The following is an 18,369-nucleotide window of genomic DNA, read 5'->3' on the forward strand; positions in this document are numbered from 1 at the left end:
GCTGCGCTCCTCCCAGGAGCTACCTCCATACTTATTAGTAGTCTGGGAGGAGCGCAGCGAAACCCAGGACCTTTGAAACTGCAGAGAAATCTCTAACCCGCGCCCCAGCGTCGATTGACTGATCTCCCGGCGCGATGCCGTTTGGTTTTCAACTTTCCTATGACGGGGTAAATCTCACCGGTTGGCTGGATGAGGCAACTTGTTGCATAACCGGGTCCCCACATCGGGATCACGACGCCATTATCTCTTACAAATTGTGACAAGGCGTTCGGTGAGCCGAAGAAATAAACGCTGCCCGTTTGCGTGGCGGATGCAAAAATTTTATTGTTGGAAGCGACATTAATATGGGCTTGATCATAAGCACGGACAAAAGCTTCGCGCGTACAGAGATTACGTCCAAAGAAATGACTCATATTAAAAGCATTCACAATAAGACTGTTCGTTCGACCCGCCACACCGACGCGTGCCCGTTGTGATGTCGTAACGGCCAGTAACGAACTATTAACATTATCAGCAAACACACAAACCCCATCGCTTGCACGCACAGCTTTCAAACAAACAGGTCCGTTAATACTAATCTTACCGCCACCGTCAGCTAAGATACGTAATGAATCACTATTAGCACCAATGATGTTGATATCAACATTGCCGTGATGGAGGATGTTTGAAATACCCACATTACCCGCTAGACTTACAACGCCCCGGCCCTGGGTGAGAATATTGAGATGGGGCGTCATTGCACCAAAAACACTAATCGAACCGCCGCCTGCTTTATCGATGCGTCTGACATTCATATTACCTGATAAGTAAACATTGCCTAATCCCGACGGTGTCATAGTGATAGAGAGACCGCAACTTTGAATTTGCACCCCTTCAATCTTGCCGCATCCTGCTTGTGTTAAATGCGTTAAATTTTTAACACCGATGCGAATAATAACGTTTTGCATCGCCCGTGGTGCTTTCGGTATTTGTGTAACACACAACGTATCTCCCCGCATGTCGACTACGGTATTACGCACGCCTTCATTGGGCCCGTAAACGTAAACGGAATTATGGCCGTAAGTTGTGCCAAACAATTGGACTTGGAAATCACCATTGACTCTAATTTTTGTAAAATTGGGAACTTTAACCATCATCGTGCTCATGGCTGTGTTGAAGCCTGCTTCCCGATTATGAATTTCGGTTAAACTTGGCGCACCGGTTAAAAACCAACGATCCGCGCCACGTGTCCAAAGCTTTGTATTTTGGCTAATTCCCCCTTGTAGCCAAGTTTCTCTGGCCCAATCACCCGTCAAAGTGGGATTTTGATGGCGGACCGCGCAACTGATAAGTTGAAACAAGCATACCAACATCAAGGCCAGCGATAAAAAACGTTTCATGGTCATCCTTTTGGACAATAGGGAAGACAAGCAGAATTTAAAAAATTTATCATACCCCTTTTTTAAGTGCTAGCTAACTCGTTCCCTGCACTCTTTTGTAATATATATAGATGACCCGAGACAAGCTGTTTATTTTGTAATCTCATGGGGATGATTTGTTTTTTAATAATATTAAAATGATGTTGCTCTGCTAGGTAATCTAAATAAGTTTCACTATGCGCAAAACGACCAGAAGGAAGCATTTCAAATTGCACCTGCTGTGCAATTTCAGCATTAAATATAAAAATACCACCCTGTGAGAGCACTTTTGCAACACCTGTGAAGAAAGGAGCGACATCTCCGTAATAGACCAATACATCTGCTGCTACGACGAGATCAAATGAAAGCGACTCAGAAGCTAAGTAAGTAACCAAGTCAGATTGGATTAACTGATCATATATTTTTTTTTCTGCAGCAAGATCCAGCATATTCTCTGCGATATCAACCCCAACGAGACGGGATGCCAAGGGTTTAAACTGCGCGCCAGATAAACCCGTTCCGGATCCTAAATCCAAAACACGGATTGGTTTGGTAATAAGTTTCGTTTCTTGAAGGGCATGAAACAATTGCTCCGGAACTTGATAATGCAATACTTGCTGCAAATGAGCATCGTAATGATCAGCATAGGAGTTAAACAAAGAGCGCACGTAATCAGGAGGAGATGTCACAATATCTTTATTATTTGTCAAAATATGAATGGTATGAGTCACTGAGATATTGTCCGGATCTAAACGTTTCACTTCTTGAAAATGTTTTAAAGCCAAATCATTTTGACGCATCGCAAGATAAGCAAAAGCAAGGTTATGATGAGCATCAATTAAATCGGGATTCAGTTGAATTGATTGTAAATAATATTCGACCGCTTCTGGGAGTCGCCCTTGTTGCATTGCGATGACACCTAAATTAAATATAACCTGCAAATCAAGGGGCACTAACTCATGCGCTTTTTGATAAGTTAGGTGAGCTTCATTTAATTGACCTAATTTTAAATACGTTGTGGCAAGATTCACTTGCGTTTCAAAATGAAAAGGATGCTGGACTGCAATAACGGTAAAATATTGACGGGCTTGCTCGTAATTTTTTTGCATCATACTGAGGCAACCTGATTGAAAAAGTGCACCACTGTGCTTTTCTTCTAATGCAAGCACCGCTTCAAAAGCGGCTTTGGCACGATCAAGCTTCTGCATTTTTGTTAAAGCTAAGCCTAAATTATAATAAGCATCAACATAATCCGATCTTACATCAATAGCTTGTTGATACCATTTTACCGCTTCAGGAAATTGGAGCAGGGTTGCATTGATTGTGCCTAAATTATTCATTGCAGGGGCATAATTACCGTCGTATTTTAAAATATTGAGCAGTACCTTCGTCGCTTCCTCAAACAACCCTCTGCTTTTTAAAACATTCGCCAAATGCAAAGCAGGCGCAGAATCAGAAGTAAGCGCGACAACCTTTTCTAATGTTTCTTGGGCATGTGCTAAATCGCCTTGCTCTGCATAAAGCAAACCCAATCCATGCAGCGCAGTTACTTGATGAGGATCTTCGGTAAGGATAGCCAAATACCCCGTTTGCGCTTCGACCAATCGACCTTGTTGATGTAAAATTTGAATGGTATGAATAGCTGGCGTTTTTTTCATCGCGAAATCATTTTATTTTCTTAGCCGTTGGCTTTTGTATAACATTCTGTAAGTAAAGCAATGCTTGCAGTATAAAACAAGCAATCACAATATATTGACCATACTTTACGATATAGCCAATAAAAGGTTTCGTTGCATAAGGAATATAATAAGCCAAGCTAAATGCATACATGACAGCGATCGCAAAAGGCCGCGCCCATTGGGCGACGTGATAAGACCAAGCCGCACGTCCCCTGTTTCTCAGTAAAAGGAATACTCGGAGGATATCCACGGTTTCAATAATAATAAATAATATCGCAGAAATTGCCCAAATCAAGGTAACCACAGCTTCTGAATAACTATGGGTATTAATCATTGCCATTCCAGATAAAGCGAGCGCAGCATAGAGCAACACATATTCCACCTGGAATTGTTTAATTAAATTCTTGGAAGACATAATTTGCGTACGAACAAATACAAAAAATAAAACGACATAACAAAATAAGCCAAATAAAATGATACTTTGATACACGATGAGGGGAATACTTTCCCGCATAAGGTCAAAAAGTAAAATAGTTACTGCTTGAATATTTAAAACAATTAAAAATATATTGGCGTCGAACACTTCCAGCCCCTTCAAATAACGTTTCAGCCATCTTAGGGTTAATGGAAAAAAAATAATTAATAAAAAAATAACGATCAAAGTTTGTAAAAGAATAAAACCATAAAGCGTTGGCGCAATCTCAATAAATAGAATTAGAGGAAAAATGGTCCCCAAAATCCAAGTACCAGTTGCAAGTCCTAAAGAACCATCTGATAACGATAAGTCTTCATTCAAATAATTTTCAATTAAATTAGCGGCGAGATAAAGCCAAATAATAATAATCTCCATGCCGATCAATTTTGTCACCACGTGCGAAACATTAAATGCACTAAAAAAAACAATGGCCACCATGGATAAAGCTAATGGAATATAACCAACTTTACTTTGAGCTTTGGAATTTCTAAATAAAATTAAATAAACAAGGTGGGAAAAGAGCAACAATAAAAAGAACAAAACGAAATTAGAATTAGCATTCCAAACCCATCGTTCCCAAATTGATAACATGATATGTCCATTGGTCTATAGTTTGAGATATTATAATACAGATGACTCTATTTTCGAGATAAACTTACTACCGAGTTATGGATCACGTGATAAAAAAATCGTGTACTTTTAATTTTTTCTCCATCAATTGAAAAGATGCCAAGCCATTATCAATAAGATTCTGAAATTTGCTGAGTGATGCAAACCGGAGATAGTAATGATTACAATCTCGTTATCATACGCTCGGCAATAAAACAGGAGAGTTGACCGGTACATTCGGCAAAGTTAATAATAACTGCAATAGTTCATGACGTATATCTTTAAGATCCCGAACCACAGCAGTTGCGGTAAGGTAATCAGGAGACAAGTCGAGTAAATCAAGACTTTGTGGTAAGTATTTCTTTAACTCATTTTCAAGCTCAATCAAGTCTTGTGTAAAATCGCCTTCGGGAGAATGAAGTATCCCTTCCTGGAAATAATGCCTTAATGTAGCCAACAAATTTTGATTTTTTTGCAGTGTCTGAATTAATTGATCCCGTAAATTTGCTAAGAGTTCTGCGCTAAGGGGAAAAGAAGCCAGATAATTCATTGAGAAAATAAGTTCAGTCAAACGCCCTAAGTGGACTAGAAAATAACGATAGCCAGATCTCAATCCCATATTAAAACCGATGTCAAAAACCCATTCTGGATAAGGGCCGGGGTTAGCCTGCAAAGCATGCATGAAATTCAATCTACTTTGGATGAGTTGCGATCGGTCAGCTACTTCTTGCATTAATTGCCCCTCGATCGCACTGAGGTAGTTAGCCCCCCGTTCAATAACAGGCAACACGCCATTCCGAAAAGATTGAAAAAGAGATTGGGGAAAAATAAAACAACTACAAAATCCGCCGATCAATCCGCCGATCAATATTTGTAATAAATCACTCTGCAGACGCATCGTTGAAAAACCGGGATTAAAAAACATCATCAAAAATATGAATAACGGTATGAGTGCCAGGTTAAAAAGTTTATTGCGCAAGGGCTGCATAACAAGTGCAACGGTACCGGTCAGAAGATAGGTAACCATCAAAACAAAATAGGCAACAAAAAAATTATGTGTAATGATTAAAGTAAAATAGCCGCACAGATAAACCGTAATAATAATAATCAAACTTCTTAAAGCTGCAGTGATTGGCATGATGCGACTTGCTTGCACGACAAGGAAAGCACTCATTACGATCCAATAAGCACGCTCGCCAAAAAAATTAAAATAGGTTAAGAGAAATGCAGCACCGACTGCAATGCTGACGCGTAATGCGTATTGCAATGCATAATAGTAAGTAAGGCGATGCATCAACTCATCCCTTTCTTTAGTAAATTATTTTTTAAAACATCGCTTTCAGTCATAAAAATCTGTAATTGTTCTTGCAAAGCTTTTAACGTGGTCAAGTACAGCATCATCACGACGGGTTCGGGTGCAGTGACTTGTAATACACTAAGATAAATAGATTCAAATTGTTGGATACTTGCTTCAAGACGCGCTGTATCGACTAATAAAACATTTTTTTTGCCGCCATAAAACTTAGAAAGTTGAGAAAAAAGCATGTCAAATGATAGTTTGATGGCACGTAATTCTTCCTGACAGATAGAAAATACAGCTGGATCTGTCACACGGAAACGCAGCAAAGCAAGGTCTTGTACCATATCAAACATGAGTTGCATGCATTGCAAAGCTCTTTGGATCGATTGAGCTCGTATGTCGCCACCTTTTTTTCCTAAGAGAGAAGCAATGTAATAAACCTTTTTTGCTGACCAAAGAGCGCGCTGTTGTTCTGCATGAATACGTTTTTCAAAAAGATAAACATTTTCTGAATAACTTTCATTTAATAAAGTGGCAAAAATTTCTTGAATTAACCTATTGAGGTGCTGCATCAACATCATGATGTAAAAACCCAGCTTATCTTGAGTGAAGCGTCGAAAAAAAATGATTTGTAAAAAAAGCGCAATCGCTACACCACCTGTTACAAAAATTAACCTATCATCTACATTGTAGGAAGCTACGGGAAATATAGCTGCTAGCACAACGGTGAAATTAACAGCAAAAAAAGGGTAGAAATAACGGATCGTTTTAATAGTAAGGAGAATAATAATTACAGTCGTTAAGCATATAAAGCTTAGCGTTATAAAAAAAGGTACAGGGAGTTGAGATAGCGCGCCTATTATACCGATAACGCCGATCATCACACTTCCCATTAAGGTGAGCAGTACCATCCGCTTGGTAAAAGTCGCTCCTGGGGTGGCAAACCCTAATAGTAATGCACTAAGTACAATCCAATAACTTTCATGAGCGGATGATATAAGATAGAAAAATAACGCGATGAGACTGACGAGCGCAAGGTATGAAAGACGTTTGATGACAAGGCTACTATTGAGGAATTCCATTTCCAAGTCCTGGGAAGCGTGAGAGGTAGCCTAAAAACGCAGCGCGTAATACATTTACGCGCTTATCGAAGTACGTTTACTTTCTTCGTTTCACATCTTTCCAATATTCTCGTTTTAACATCAACATCAAGGGGAATAAAAGGGCTAAAAATCCTAATACCCACCAGCCTATACGATGTTGTTCTAAATAATAAGGTTCTGCGGCATAAGCTAAAAAGTTAACGACATCTGTAATTGCTGCATCATATTGTTCAGGGGTCATTGAGCCTTGTTTAGTAAGTTCAAGGTAGGAATAATATTGTAAATCGCCGTATAAAATACCAGGACTTTGTTTATGGGTCGTTAAGACTTGCTCGCCTTGATACGGCGCCAAAATATTAGGCATTGCAGTGTTAGGGAGCATCAAATTATTCGAGCCGGTAGGACGGGTAGTATCTTTATAAAAACTATGGAGATACGTATAAATCCAATCAGGGCCACGAATTTCAGTTTCCAAAGACAAGTCTGGTGGCGTTACGCCGTAAGGCCAATTTTTAACGTTAATGGGCATTTTAGCCAGCGTAATGCCAGCTTCTGCCGCTAACTTGTTATAACGTAAATAAACGAGCGTATGACAACTCATGCAATTGGTAGAAAAAAACTTTGCACCGCGTTTGATTGATTCAATGTCAGCTCGATTGATAGGAGCCTCTGTCACAACCAACCCGGGAAAAGCACTTTCTTCAGCCCAAAGCGTTGCACTTCCCAGAAAAAGTAAAATAGCAATGAGGCATCGCATTGTCTTCATCATGTCACCCGTTCTGGTACGCGTTTAGTTTTTTCAATGGAAGTATAAATTGGCATTAACAAAAAGAAACCGAAGTAGCCAGCCGTGAAAATCCGAGCAAGGATCGTGCGTACTGTTGAAACCGGTTCGCCACCCAAATAGCCTAAGCTAATAAAGCAAATGACAAAGATAACAATCGCAATTTTCGACAATTTACCTTTATACCGAATAGAACGAACGCGACTGCGATCAAGCCAGGGCAAGACGAACATAATAGCAATGGCGGCTGCCATGGTCATTAAGCCAAAAAATTTATTCGGAATGGCGCGCAACATGGCATAAAACGGAGTCATATACCAGACGGGAGCAATTTCTAATGGTGTTTGCAAAGGATTGGCGGGAATAAAGTTATCATGTTCAATAAAATAACCACCCATCTTTGGTGCAAAGAAAACAACAAGCGCAAAAACAAACAAGAAGACCACGACACCTACTAAATCTTTGACGGTATAGTAGGGGTGAAATGGGATGCCGTCTAAAGGGATGCCATTTTTATCTTTATGTTTTTTAATATCGATTCCATCAGGATTATTTGAACCAACCTGGTGCAGCGCAACCAAATGGACAAAAATGAAGATAGCTAATAAAAAAGGAATCGCAATAACGTGGAGTGAGAAAAATCGATGCAGTGTTACGCCTGCAACACTATAATCACCCCGCAACCAAATGAGGAGGATTTCACCTAAGTAAGGAATGGCACTCGCAAAGGAGGTGATAACTGCCGCACCCCAAAATGACATTTGGCCCCAAGGGAGTACATAGCCGGTAAATGCCTCGATTAACAGCATGAAATAAATCATCATGCCAATGAGCCAGACTAATTCGCGCGGCTTTTGGTAAGAACCATAGATGAGTGCGCGATACATGTGCAGATAAACAACAATAAAAAAGGCTGAAGCACCTGTTGTATGCATAAACCTAAGTAACCAGCCAAAACGCACTTCTCGCATAATATGCTGAACGGAAGAAAAGGAACTTTCTCCGGTTGGAACATACTCCATGACCAACCAAACGCCTGTGACAATTTGCATGACAAAGACGAGCAAAGAAAAAGAACCGAAATAATACCAAAAGTTAAAATTTTTTGGGGCGTAATATTCGGATAAATGTTTGGTCCAAAACTCACGCCAGGGATAGCGTTCGTAAAACCAACGCAGTAAGCGATTTTCACCTGATTTACCGTCTGCATGTTGCGTCATTGGCTACTTTCAACTCCTTCTTTTGCTTTTTTTTGGTTAGCTAATTGAAATGGCACCTTGAACGCCATCTTTATCTTCACCAATTGTAATTTCGGTTTCACTTAAATACATGTGACGAGGAATTTTAAGATTTAAAGGAGCGGGGACATCTTTGTATACACGCCCAGCTAAATCATATTTGGAACCGTGACAAGGACAGTAAAATCCACCTAACCAATCAGGCGCTAAACTTGCTACATCAGGACGATACGTTGGAACACAGCCCAAATGGGTGCAAATGCCAATACCCACGAAAATATCGGGCTTAATCGAGCGATGAAGGTTTTTACAATATTCAGGTTGCTGATCTTGTTCGCTCAACGGATCACGTAAGGTTGGATCAAGCTTGGGTAACGTATTCATCATTTCTGGATCGCGTAAAATAATCCAGATTGGCATACCACGCCAAGGCACCGTCAATTGCTCTCTAGGTTTTAAAGCACTAATGTCAATCTTGATAGGTTCTGCTGCAGCCTCAGTATCAGCGCTCGGCATCCAGTAAGAAAAAAACGGAACGGTTGCTGCCGCTAAGCCTATACCGCCTACTGCAGTCGTTGCGCGACGCAAAAAACACCGTCTTTTTAGGTCTATATCATCCTTCACGCTTGGTCCTTACTTGACTTTTTTAGTTCTAGGAGAGTTAAAGTTCGTAAGTTTAATCATTCAAAAATGAGATAGCTAGCGTTTTTTAACGCGCTATCGGGGGTAGAGTTATACCCATTTTGCAGGAACGATTCAAGTTTTCTGTTGGGATTGTAAATAAGACGTTAAGTTCATTCGGAATAGTTCGCTTTCTACAACACTTCCGAATCCTGAACTTGCTCTTCTTGCTTAACGAATCGGGTAAAGAATAAGCCCAGTTCGTAGAGTAGCCAGATAGGGATAGCGAGGATGGTTTGGGAAATCACATCAGGTGGGCTAAAGAGCATACCGATGATAAAGGCGCCTACGAGTGCATAAGGACGCATCTTTTTCAATTTCTCCCGAGTGGTCACTCGTAAAAGCACAAGCAGACACATCATCATGGGAATTTCAAATAAGACGCCAAAGACTAATAAAAGTTTAATCGTAAAGTCGAGGTATTCTCCAATGTCGGGACTTAGCTGAACACCGACTGGAGCAACTTGCGCAAGAAAATGAAACAACATGGGAAAAATGACTGTGTAGGAAAATACGATGCCTGCATAAAACAATACGATACTCGCTAGTAAGAAAGGACCGACTAAACGACGTTCGACACCATAGAGTGCAGGGGTAATAAAGGCCCATATTTGATAAAGAAAATAAGGCATGCTGATCAGTGTCGCAGTCAGTAATGCTAATTTAAAGGGAACAAAGAAAGGTGAAACAATTTGGGTCGCAATGAGATGGCCTTGGGGAATGTAACGCAACAAAGGGAGGGCGAGGAAATGATACAAGTCATTGGCAAAATAAAGCAAAACCGCCGCCAATAGTAACAAAACAATGCAGGCATTAATTAAACGCGAGCGCAGTTCAGTTAAAAACCGAATTATTTCAGGGTTACGATGGGTCGTGTTTTTGTTTTGGCTCTGTGTCATGCACTATATCATTTAATTCTTTTTTAAATCCTGAGAATAGACGACGAATCTTTCTGACTGCCTGAAATACAAATCGCCCAACTTCTGGCAACTGCTCGGGCTTAATCACTAAAAGTGCCACTAATAAGATGACCAATATTTCACTGAGGCTTATGTTCATCAATTTCCCCTTTGGGTACCTCTGGGTCTTCTTGCATGCCTTTACGGAAATTACGAATGGCAACTGCTAAATCATTTCCTATGTCGCGCAAACGATGGGTACCAAAAACCATCATGATCAGTAAAAAAACAATTAGTAATGAACCGAAATTCCGCATACCCATAACCAACCCTCCTCACCTTAAAATTGAATGGGGTTGAATCCACCCCAATGCAAATGCGACAAATAATAATATGAATAATAGTAGCGACAGACCAATTCGCCAGGTCAACGCTTTAACGGTGCGTTCGGAAAATCCCTGATCACGTACTAAATAAAATAGTGCACTTCCCAACGAAAAAAAGATGAAAACCAGCATTAAACAAATAATTATTTTGATTATCATGGCCATCACCCTTACAATCTCGCTGTTGTCGCGTTGGTGGTCGGTAAATCACGCGCTAGTATAGAGAGATAAAGCGAGAATTGCATCTTAAATGTCTACCCCTAAATCCTTCACCCTGAGCTCCAGTTGGTGCGTTGCTTTAATTTTATTATTCTTTGTAACCTGCACGGGTTTAGGCTTTTGGCAACTTCAACGCGCCCACGTGAAAGAAGCTATCCTGGCTGATTTTAAACGACGTATACAGGCCAAACCGTTTGATGAAAATACCTTGCCCGCACAGGGCGATTTGCGATTTTATCCCGTTGAAATCAAGGGTCACTATGATTACGATCACCCCCTCTTGCTAGACAATAAAACGCATGAGGGTCGCCTTGGTTATGAACTTTATGTACCTTTTAAGCCAGAAAATGCCACTGAACTTATTTTGGTCGATCAGGGTTTTATTCCACGAGGAAGTTCTCGTCAAACACTTCCCACCCTTCCTACCACGTCGAAAGCCCTTACCACGGTAAAAGGGTTACTCAACTTGCCTCCCGCTTATTTTGCGCTAGGCTCTATGCTGGAACAGTCAGCTGTGCATTGGCCTTTACGTATCCAATATGTCGACTTGATTGAACTTAGCCGCGTGACACAAAGGACTTTTTTTCCCTTTGTTATTCTTGCAGGTGACTCAGTTACTTCGTTTCAAGCTGAGCAAATGGTAACCATTACACCGGATCGACATCGTGGCTATGCATTGCAATGGTTTGCGTTAGCCTTGACCTTGTTGGTATTATCTGCCCTCTCCATGCGTGGCATAAAAAATAAAGAATGAGGATGCGGGGCGTTGGCACATTGGTTTATTTCTACAAAGTATCGAAAAAATACTAAATTATCACTTATTACTTTTACTGTTGTATGTGTTGTCATTTTATTGGGCGCTTTCACCCGCCTAACGGATGCTGGCTTATCGTGTCCAGACTGGCCGAATTGTTATGGCTTTATGACAGCGCCTCATACAACAAGTCAAATTGAAGATGCAGCCAAGCTTTATCCGGCTCACCCCGTTGAAACTAAAAAAGCGTGGACCGAAATGGTTCATCGTTATTTTGCGGGTAGCTCAGGATTATTAATATTACTACTAGCGGGCACCATTCTCTTTAACCGAAAAGCCAAAGATTTAAAATCGAAACTGATTGCGCTTGCGTTGTTAGGTCTACTGGGGATTCAAGTCGCATTAGGTGCATTGACAGTGACCGCAAAATTAAAACCCATCATTGTTACCTCCCATTTGCTGACTGGCCTTTCAATCCTTAGCATTTTATGGTGGATATATTTAGAAATTCACCTTCAAGATGATAGCTTTGTTGAAAAAAAATCAACGCGAGCCAAAGGATTTTTATGGATTGGATTGTTACTCCTTGTGATGCAAATCACATTGGGTGGTTGGGTGAGCTCCCATTATGCGGGACTTGCTTGCATTGACTTACCCTATTGCAACAACCAACTTTTACCGACACTTCATTGGCAACAATGGGGAAGTGACCTCATCACTATTCATATGCTACATCGAATGGGTGCAATCATTACCGGCACTTACCTTTTGAGCTTAGGCCTTTTCTTAATTAGAAATCCCGCCTTTCGAATCATAGGAATCAGTCTGTTGATCTTAACGCTTGTCCAATTAACTTTAGGCATCTTCAACATTCTTTGGCTCCGTCCTGTTTGGATTGCTATGTTGCATCATGCCACAGCGCTCCTTTTGCTTCTGACGCTTATCACCGCGCTTGTTAAAACAACATTTATGACGAGTAATCGTTACGGTTCATTGCATCATGCGTAACTATCTAACTTTATGTAAACCCCGCGTTGTTTTACTCATGTTACTCACCATGTGGGCAGGCATGTATCTAGCTACTACGCATCCCTTGCCTTGGTCATTATGGATCGCCGCAACCTGTGGTATTGCTTTAATATCGGGTGCATCAGCAACCATTAACCACATCATTGATCATCGCATTGATGCCATCATGGAGCGGACCAAACGCCGACCTCTTGTTCGCGGCGAAGTTTCGTTGCAAGCGGCCACCGTTTTTGCTGTACTCCAAGCCGTTATTGGTTTCCTCATTTTGTATTTTTTTGTAAATAGTGTGACCGCCTTGCTCACGGTGATGGCGGGAGTCGGCTATGCTGGTTTTTATTCGCTTTATTTAAAACGGGCAACTTCACAAAACATTGTGATTGGCGGTCTTGCTGGTGCCATGCCACCGCTTTTAGGATGGACTGCTGTTACGGGTACGCTTGATGCTGAAGGATGGCTCTTAGTATTAATTATATTTACTTGGACACCTGCGCATTTTTGGGCCCTTTGTTTACATCGATTTGAAGAATATAAAAAAGCAAATATTCCCATGCTCCCTGTAACGCATGGTATATTTTTTACTAAATTAAATATTATTTTTTATAGCTTACTCACCATTGCCTGTAGTCTATTGCCTTATGCGATAGGTATGAGCGGACCCATTTATTTGGCAAGTGCAGTCATCCTTGATGCCGGTTTAATAGCTTATGCATTGAAATTACAATTTGCCGAAAACAGTTTGACTGCTTTAAGAACTTTCCATTATTCACTTGTCTATCTAACTGGATTATTTATCATGTTATTACTAGATCATCATCTAGTTTTGAATTGAGAGCGCCTGACTCATGCAAAATTCACCTGTCATTTCAAACACCAAACTTATTACCCTCATCGTATTTATTTGTGCAGCCTTAATCACATCGCTATTTGTTTATCATAGTGCGCATAAAAAAGAATTAACGCAATTGAGCGATGATCGCGGTATTGTTTTTCCCGTTCCGCGTGACATCAAAACGTTTGATTTGCTTAAACACAATCAAGCTTCTTTCAAACCCGTTGATTTTCGCAATCATTGGACATTATTGTTTTTTGGTTTTACACATTGCACGACTATCTGCCCGACAACGTTACACATGCTTAAAAATGCTTATACCGAACTCCACCCTCGCTATCCCAACTTACAAGTGATTCTCGTTTCTTTGGATCCCCATCGCGATACACTCACCGAGCTTGCAGCGTATACCACATCTTTTCATTCTGATTTTGTCGGGGTGACAGGAAAGCTGCAAGAAATTCGTAAACTACAAAGTCAGCTCGGCGTATTCGCTGCACGTGATGAAGCAACCAGTGATGATGATTATCAAATCCAACATACATCTTCAGTCATGCTCATTAATCCTCAAGGAAAATGGGCTGGCTTATTCCAGTATGGAATGAGCAGCAAGGAATTCGTGCATGCCTTTAATGAAGCCATGCAAAAACAGATGCACGATCATGCTTAAAAAGCTGTTCGCTTATTTCCAATATATTTTACCGCAACATTTGCTTACGAAATTATTTGCAAGATTGGGACAAGTATCTACGCCTTGGGTTAAAAATAACTTAATTCATTCTTTTGTTAAATATTACCAAGTCGACCTCAACGAAGCCGTCATAGAAGATGTAACCAACTATCCTACTTTTAATGATTTTTTTATTCGTCATTTAAAACCCACTTGTCGTCCAATTAATCACGATGATAGCTTCGTCGTAAGTCCGGTTGATGGAACGATTGCTCAAGGGGGAAAGATTAGGAAAAACCAATTGTTGCAAGCAAAAGGGCACTCCTTTTCTCTGGAGGCTTTACTTGCTCATGCTAAAACCGCAGCTTTGTTTGAAAATGGTGAATACGAAACGTTTTATCTCGCGCCGCGTAATTATCACCGCGTTCATATGCCTTTTAGTGGCAAATTGTTAAGTGCAACATATATTCCAGGGCGACTGTTTTCCGTCAATAAAATTACCGCTGAAATCATTCCTGATTTGTATGCGCGCAACGAACGTTTAGTGATGCTGTTTGAGACCGAACTGGGTCCCATGGCCATTGTCATGGTCGGGGCGCTAATCGTCGGCGGCATGCAAACCATTTGGATGAATCGTCCCGTTAAATACACCTCGATCCAGGAACTTTTAATCCCTACTAACCTTGTCCTAAATAAAGGCGATGAGTTAGGATATTTCATAGTAGGATCCACCGTACTCTTACTTTTTGGTCCTCAGACTATTCATTGGGATCCAGAAACCCCTCGCTCCATCCACTTCGGTCAAAAAATTGCTACAAAAATCATTTCATTACATTAAGTTTCTGTTAAGAATAAATACTTACAATGGTCGGGAGCCATAAAAAATAATATTAACGAAATGAATGAAAGCTATGAAATTATTTAAATTTAACTTCAGCACTTTAGCCATGCTGATTATTTTATACTATGGGGTCTATTACCTTCTTCTCACTGAGAGTTTTCATACTTCTATTGCTGCTATCATTTCTTATTCAAATCATTTACCCTTCAAAGGTCATATTCTCGTCTTAGCTTTGCTGCCCATTTACATTGCCTTGATCATTTTTGGCGCAGCTATTTTGGCTGTTTACCTTGGGTATTTCGTTCAATACTTACTCAAGCGTCATAAAGCTTCTTTGATCAAACCCAATTCTTAAAAAAACCTGGTAAGATTTTAACCATAGATCATGTAAGTTTTTTACCATAAACGAGATAAGCTTGAGCTTACAAAGATCTGCACTGATCCTTCTATCCCATTGAAATAAAAAGCATTTGATATAATCCAGTTTCAATCCTTCAGGGATGGTCATTTTTTGCTAATTGTGGCTTTCAAAACCCTTTTGCTACGCTATAAAAGTTCACGGAAGATTTAATGGATTACAGCACACAGGGAAGATGAAGCACGGATGATACTCTGCCAAGGATAGGGCAGGAAAGGCTCGGACGCCTTGGGTAGGCAAAGAGGGGCAGTTTAATGATTAAACTGCCCCTTTTGCGTTTATGCAGTTTTCTTATAGCGTTCAATTCCAGCTAGAATTTCTTGAGCAGCACTTTTTTCATCTTGCCAGCCTTCAATTTTGGCCCACTTTCCTGGCTCTAAATCTTTGTAGTGTTTAAAAAAATGCTCAATTGTATTTAACGTATCAGACCCTAAGTCTTCAGGCTTATGGACATGCTGATAGCGTTTAGTCAATTTATCGATAGGCACACAGAGTATTTTCGTATCTTTACCCGATTCATCGGTCATGAGTAACATCCCTACCGGTCGAGCTCGAATAATACAACCAGAGTGCAATGGATAAGGCGAGATCAATAAAACATCCACAGGGTCGCCATCTTCCGACAACGTATGAGGAATAAAACCATACTCACAAGGATAAAACATTGCGGTGCCTAAAAATCGATCTACTGACACCAAGCCTGTTTCTTTATCTACCTCGTATTTCACAGGTGGAGCATTGGAAGGGATTTCTATTACCACATTAATATCTTGTGGAACAGCCACGCCTGGTTTGAGATTTTCTAATCCCATAAAAAATTCCTCTTAACTATCACGCAAAGTGGTTTATGATTGCGTGCTAAATTGTATTCGCAAAAGTTGTCAAAGATATAGCCACAATTATAGATAAGCAAGGAGTTTTGTATGGATTGTTTATTTTGCAAAATAGCTGAAGGCACAATCAATGCTCAAATCATTTACCGCGATGACAGCGTTATTGCGTTTGATGATATCATTCCTCAAGCTCCGATTCATAAACTTATCATCCCGCTCAAACACATTGCCACGCTAAATGATTTAAAAGTAGAGGATACACAGCTTGTCGGCCACATGATTAAAACTGCAGAGCACCTTGCAAAACAATTGAGTATCGCCGAAGAAGGCTATCGCGTCGTCCTCAATTGTAATGAAGCGGGTGGCCAAACGGTTTTCCATATTCACGCACATTTATTAGGTAATCGGCCTATGCTATGGCCCCCAGGTTAGAGTACTCCTTATGATGGAAACCTATTTTAAAAAAATTATCGAAACACTAGGCGAAGATCCAAATCGTGAGGGTTTAAAGAACACCCCCAAACGTGCAGCGCAAGCATTTGCTTTTTTAACCCAAGGTTATAAACAATCTGTAACCGATATTGTTAATGGGGCTTTATTCCCCTCGGATAATGACGAATTGGTCTTGGTGAAAAATATCGAACTTTATTCATTATGTGAACACCATCTATTGCCCTTTATTGGCAAGTGTCATGTGGGTTATCTACCTCAGGGAAAAATTTTAGGCTTATCAAAAATTGCGCGTTTAGTAGATATGCATGCGCGGCGCTTACAAGTTCAAGAAAATCTCACGAAAGAAATTGCCGAAACCATCTATGACATCACTGGTGCTAAAGGTGTCGGCGTTATTATTGAAGCACAACATTTATGCATGATGATGCGTGGTGTAGAAAAACAAAATTCGACAATGACGACAGCTGTCACCTTGGGATTAATTCGTGACGATGCAGGCTTAAGATCAGAGTTTTTGAGTCTAGTGCGAAATTAAATCAGACTTAAGCTAAAAAATTCTCGCCGTAAAGAAGAGGTTGTAATCCTAAATGGGTCGCAACACTTTGCCCAATATCTGCAAATGATTTTCGTTTTCCTAAATTCTTAGATTGAATACCGGGCCCAAAGACAAGCACCGGGACATGCTCACGTGTATGGTCGGAACCTCGATAAGTTGGATCGCAGCCATGATCAGCCGTAATGACCGCAATATCACCTGGGCGTAATAATTCTTCAAAATGAGGTAAGGCGGCATCAAAATCTTCCAAAGCTTTCGCATAACCCACGACATCACGCCGATGTCCATACAGCATATCGAAATCGACAAGATTAACAAATGTAATGCTACGATCAGGCGCTATCATGCTTTCAGCAATGAACGTTGCAAAGAGAGCCGGATTACCATGTGCTTTAACTACTTTTGAAATGCCGTGATGAGCATAAATATCAGCGACTTTGCCAATCGCAATGACTTCCCCACCTTGTTCAATTAAATGATCCAACAAAGTAGGTGCAGGCGGCGGCGTTGCATAATCACGACGGTTGCCCGTCCGGTAATATTGCCCAGGAACACCTTCAAAAGGACGTGCGATGACACGCCCCACATTAAATTCATCGACTAACCCGCGCGCATACTCACAGACTTCATACAACCGGGTTAAACCAAATGTACTTTCATGCGCAGCAATTTGAAACACGCTATCCCCTGAAGTATAAACAATGGGCATGCCTGTTTGTTGATGACGCTCACCTAACTCTTCAATAATTACGGTGCCTGACGCATGTTTATTGCCTAAAACACCCGGTAGCTGAAACCGTTCAATGAGTTTATCCAAGAGTGTTTGAGGAAAGGACGGATAATTTGGTGGAAAGTATCCCCAATCAAATAAAACAGGAACACCGGCCATTTCCCAATGACCACTTTGTGTATCTTTACCTAAACTTAATTCTTCAGCGCAGCCATACATCCCCGTAATTTTTGAATTTTTATCAAGGCCTGCAACATCATGACCGCGACTTATTTTTGCAGCCGCATTCAAACCTAAGCGGGTTAAATGGGGTAAATTTAAAGGGCCAGATCGAACATTTGGTTTATCAGCACGCCCCTCAGCACAAAATTCGGCTATATGGCCAAGCGTATCTGCGCCGACATCACCATACTTAACCGCATCGGCCGTCGCACCGAGGCCAAAGGAATCCAACATGATAATGAATGCACGAGGCATCCCTAATCT

Annotated in this window: 22 protein-coding genes; 8 read left to right on the forward strand and 14 right to left on the reverse strand. The window is 40.7% G+C overall.

Annotated elements, in window-relative coordinates:
• Positions 1–92 precede the first annotated feature (92 nt).
• The 12 genes from H0W64_05835 to H0W64_05890 all read right to left on the reverse strand — a co-directional run bounded on the left by H0W64_05835 (position 93) and on the right by H0W64_05890 (position 10,710).
• Complete coding sequence (locus tag H0W64_05835) at positions 93–1,379, reverse strand: DUF2807 domain-containing protein (protein ID MBA3661225.1); 1,287 nt, start codon at positions 1,377–1,379, stop codon at positions 93–95.
• A gap of 62 nt (positions 1,380–1,441) precedes the next feature.
• Positions 1,442–3,055: a tetratricopeptide repeat protein gene (locus H0W64_05840; GenBank protein ID MBA3661226.1), complete on the reverse strand. Its 1,614-nt coding sequence runs from the start codon at positions 3,053–3,055 to the stop codon at positions 1,442–1,444.
• 7 nt (positions 3,056–3,062) lie between these two features.
• On the reverse strand, positions 3,063–4,142 hold the full coding sequence (locus tag H0W64_05845) for a hypothetical protein (GenBank protein MBA3661227.1): 1,080 nt from the start codon (positions 4,140–4,142) through the stop codon (positions 3,063–3,065).
• A gap of 214 nt (positions 4,143–4,356) precedes the next feature.
• Positions 4,357–5,454 carry a hypothetical protein gene (locus tag H0W64_05850; GenBank protein MBA3661228.1) on the reverse strand — a complete coding sequence of 366 codons (1,098 nt, stop codon included), beginning with the start codon at positions 5,452–5,454 and terminating at the stop codon, positions 4,357–4,359.
• Positions 5,454–6,542, reverse strand: coding sequence for an FUSC family protein (locus tag H0W64_05855; GenBank protein MBA3661229.1), 1,089 nt, complete (start codon positions 6,540–6,542; stop codon positions 5,454–5,456). The genes H0W64_05850 and H0W64_05855 overlap by 1 nt, the downstream gene beginning before the upstream one ends.
• Positions 6,543–6,618: 76 nt before the next feature.
• The gene (locus H0W64_05860; GenBank protein ID MBA3661230.1) at positions 6,619–7,332 is read right to left on the reverse strand and encodes a cytochrome c1; all 714 of its coding nucleotides are present in this window, start codon (positions 7,330–7,332) and stop codon (positions 6,619–6,621) included.
• Positions 7,329–8,567, reverse strand: coding sequence for a cytochrome b N-terminal domain-containing protein (locus tag H0W64_05865; protein ID MBA3661231.1), 1,239 nt, complete (start codon positions 8,565–8,567; stop codon positions 7,329–7,331). The genes H0W64_05860 and H0W64_05865 overlap by 4 nt, the downstream gene beginning before the upstream one ends.
• A 36-nt stretch (positions 8,568–8,603) precedes the next feature.
• Complete coding sequence (gene petA / locus H0W64_05870; GenBank protein MBA3661232.1) at positions 8,604–9,209, reverse strand: ubiquinol-cytochrome c reductase iron-sulfur subunit; 606 nt, start codon at positions 9,207–9,209, stop codon at positions 8,604–8,606.
• Positions 9,210–9,400: 191 nt separating this feature from the next.
• Positions 9,401–10,165: a twin-arginine translocase subunit TatC gene (tatC, locus tag H0W64_05875; protein MBA3661233.1), complete on the reverse strand. Its 765-nt coding sequence runs from the start codon at positions 10,163–10,165 to the stop codon at positions 9,401–9,403.
• Positions 10,128–10,325, reverse strand: coding sequence for a twin-arginine translocase TatA/TatE family subunit (locus H0W64_05880; GenBank protein MBA3661234.1), 198 nt, complete (start codon positions 10,323–10,325; stop codon positions 10,128–10,130). Before H0W64_05880 ends, tatC begins: the two co-directional genes overlap by 38 nt.
• Positions 10,306–10,488 (reverse strand): twin-arginine translocase TatA/TatE family subunit, encoded by a 183-nt coding sequence (locus H0W64_05885; GenBank protein MBA3661235.1) that lies wholly within the window; start codon positions 10,486–10,488, stop codon positions 10,306–10,308. Before H0W64_05885 ends, H0W64_05880 begins: the two co-directional genes overlap by 20 nt.
• 12 nt (positions 10,489–10,500) lie before the next feature.
• Complete coding sequence (locus H0W64_05890; GenBank protein ID MBA3661236.1) at positions 10,501–10,710, reverse strand: twin transmembrane helix small protein; 210 nt, start codon at positions 10,708–10,710, stop codon at positions 10,501–10,503.
• Positions 10,711–10,801: 91 nt separating this feature from the next.
• Here H0W64_05890 and H0W64_05895 point away from each other — a divergent pair, with 91 nt between their 5' ends.
• The 6 genes from H0W64_05895 (at position 10,802) to H0W64_05920 (ending at position 15,248) form a co-directional block, all read left to right on the forward strand.
• The gene (locus tag H0W64_05895) at positions 10,802–11,524 is read left to right on the forward strand and encodes an SURF1 family protein (GenBank protein ID MBA3661237.1); all 723 of its coding nucleotides are present in this window, start codon (positions 10,802–10,804) and stop codon (positions 11,522–11,524) included.
• Between the two features lie 12 nt (positions 11,525–11,536).
• A complete protein-coding gene (locus H0W64_05900; GenBank protein ID MBA3661238.1) occupies positions 11,537–12,532 on the forward strand; it encodes a COX15/CtaA family protein in 996 nt (331 codons plus the stop codon).
• Complete coding sequence (locus tag H0W64_05905; protein MBA3661239.1) at positions 12,525–13,382, forward strand: protoheme IX farnesyltransferase; 858 nt, start codon at positions 12,525–12,527, stop codon at positions 13,380–13,382. The genes H0W64_05900 and H0W64_05905 overlap by 8 nt, the downstream gene beginning before the upstream one ends.
• A 13-nt stretch (positions 13,383–13,395) precedes the next feature.
• On the forward strand, positions 13,396–14,052 hold the full coding sequence (locus tag H0W64_05910; GenBank protein MBA3661240.1) for an SCO family protein: 657 nt from the start codon (positions 13,396–13,398) through the stop codon (positions 14,050–14,052).
• The gene (psd, locus tag H0W64_05915) at positions 14,045–14,890 is read left to right on the forward strand and encodes a phosphatidylserine decarboxylase (GenBank protein ID MBA3661241.1); all 846 of its coding nucleotides are present in this window, start codon (positions 14,045–14,047) and stop codon (positions 14,888–14,890) included. The genes H0W64_05910 and psd overlap by 8 nt, the downstream gene beginning before the upstream one ends.
• Before the next feature lie 73 nt (positions 14,891–14,963).
• The gene (locus tag H0W64_05920) at positions 14,964–15,248 is read left to right on the forward strand and encodes a hypothetical protein (protein MBA3661242.1); all 285 of its coding nucleotides are present in this window, start codon (positions 14,964–14,966) and stop codon (positions 15,246–15,248) included.
• A 341-nt stretch (positions 15,249–15,589) separates the two neighbouring features.
• On the opposite strand, the gene ppa is transcribed toward H0W64_05920, so the two are convergent.
• Positions 15,590–16,123, reverse strand: a complete 534-nt coding sequence (gene ppa / locus H0W64_05925) for an inorganic diphosphatase (GenBank protein ID MBA3661243.1) — start codon at positions 16,121–16,123, stop codon at positions 15,590–15,592.
• 111 nt (positions 16,124–16,234) lie between these two features.
• Between ppa and H0W64_05930 the strand changes: the two genes are divergently transcribed.
• Complete coding sequence (locus H0W64_05930) at positions 16,235–16,576, forward strand: histidine triad nucleotide-binding protein (GenBank protein MBA3661244.1); 342 nt, start codon at positions 16,235–16,237, stop codon at positions 16,574–16,576.
• Between the two features lie 13 nt (positions 16,577–16,589).
• Entirely contained in the window at positions 16,590–17,132 is a 543-nt protein-coding gene (gene folE, locus H0W64_05935; protein ID MBA3661245.1) for a GTP cyclohydrolase I FolE, read from the forward strand.
• A gap of 7 nt (positions 17,133–17,139) precedes the next feature.
• On the opposite strand, the gene H0W64_05940 is transcribed toward folE, so the two are convergent.
• Positions 17,140–18,360 carry a phosphopentomutase gene (locus H0W64_05940; GenBank protein ID MBA3661246.1) on the reverse strand — a complete coding sequence of 407 codons (1,221 nt, stop codon included), beginning with the start codon at positions 18,358–18,360 and terminating at the stop codon, positions 17,140–17,142.
• Between the last annotated feature and the right edge of the window lie 9 nt (positions 18,361–18,369).

This window comes from Gammaproteobacteria bacterium, from assembly GCA_013816845.1.
In the GTDB taxonomy this organism is placed as follows: Bacteria; Pseudomonadota; Gammaproteobacteria; order DSM-16500; family DSM-16500; genus Aquicella.